Source organism: Yoonia sp., from assembly GCF_036007805.1.
Taxonomy (GTDB): domain Bacteria; phylum Pseudomonadota; class Alphaproteobacteria; order Rhodobacterales; family Rhodobacteraceae; genus Yoonia.
Map to the genome: position 1 here is coordinate 1 of NZ_DASYOK010000292.1, position 1,545 is coordinate 1,545.

The 1,545-nt window shown below is 57.5% G+C and carries 2 protein-coding genes; both read right to left on the bottom strand.

Features of this window, described 5'->3' with window-relative positions:
• Positions 1 to 788 (bottom strand): glycosyltransferase family 2 protein (locus VGP75_RS15380; RefSeq protein WP_327544499.1); only part of this gene is annotated, 788 nt, incomplete at its 3' end.
• Positions 789 to 1,545, bottom strand: a 757-nt coding sequence (locus tag VGP75_RS15385; protein WP_327544500.1) for a thioesterase domain-containing protein, incomplete at its 5' end; no start/stop codon positions are given.

The window sequence follows — 1,545 nt, forward strand, 5'->3', positions numbered from 1 at the left end:
TTCTTGGCGAAGTAATACCAGCGCGAATCGAACCAGTAGTCCGGCACGCGCTTCCATTCCTTCATTCCGGTTGAAACCGATCCCAGATGTGTGACCACGCTATCTGCAAGGAACATGCCCTGATGCCCCGCTTTTTGCACACGGCGGCACAGATCGGTTTCCTTGAAATACAAAAAGAACGTCTCGTCAAACAACCCGATTTCATCCAGCACGTCCTGCCGGATCATCATGCTGGCACCGGCCAGCCAATCGACAGGGGCTGTCTCGGTCAATTCTCTGGGCACCCGATAGGATTTCAACAGTTTGCTGACAGGGCCGAAATGGATGGACCCTTCCAATTCGCTCCAGACAGAGGGGAATCGAAAGGTTGTGGTGTGCTGCTCACCATCTTCACCGGCGATAAAGCTTCCGGCGAAACCGGTACTCGGGGTCGTGTTCAGATGGTCATACAGCACACGGATCGCATCGGGCTTGGGAAAGGCGTCCGAGTTCAGGATATAAACGTAATCCGGCCTGCCGCCATCCGACAGCCCCGCACGAATACCAACATTATTGCCCGCGCCAAAGCCGCCGTTGCGGCCTGACTGGATCACGCGGGTCCTGTCCCAGCCCGCAGAGACAACATGCGCCGCCATCATCTCGAATGATCCATCCTGACTGTCGTTGTCGACAATCACAATCTCGCCCGGCAAACCCTGCATTGCCACCCGCGCGGCGTCTGCCGCTTCCAGCGTCATCTGTGCTGTCTTATAATTCAGCACGATTGTCAGGATGCTTGGATCAGACATCTATTCAGCGGCTTCCCTGTAATTGGTCGCCACTCCCACCGGCCGCTCAAGATAGCGACGGATGCGGGCAGCCAGCACGCGCACATTGGGTTCAAGCACCATGCTGTCATGGTCCCCGGGCACCTCGAACACCTCTAAACCGGGGACAAATTGGGTCCAGTCGTTGTCGGGATAAAGATATGTGCGTTCCGAACTGATCAGCCTGTTGCCGACGGTCCATTTCGGCACCAGTGGCGGGCGGAACAGTGCCATCGTCCCATCCCAAGGCTTGACCTGATAGGCGCCGACGCTTTCCAGGAACGCATCCTGAATCGCCAGATTGTGAAACTGTTGACCTTCCTCGGCACTCTCTTCGCGGCCCTTTCGTTTCGCGATCTCCCATGCGACCCGCGACTTGAACCAATTCACCAGATACATCGGACCGCCGCGCTGGATGTCCTGCAATTTCGTGCGCAAACGGTCACCCCGATCCATAATAGGACGCACAGGCAATGGCGTATCCAGCAACACCAGAGCAGCAACCTCTTCGCCCTGCGTGCGCAGCTGATGGGCGATTTCATAGGCCGTAATGCCGCCACCGGAGAAACCACCCAGATAATAGGGGCCATGTGGCTGCACCTGCCGCATCTCGGCAATATAGTCGGCGGCAGCGGCCTCGATCGTGCGATGCGGTTCTTCGTCACCCAGAAGTCCGCGCGCCTGCAATCCATAGAAAGGACGGTCGCTGCCGATCAGGTGCGCCAGATGGCGCAGGTTC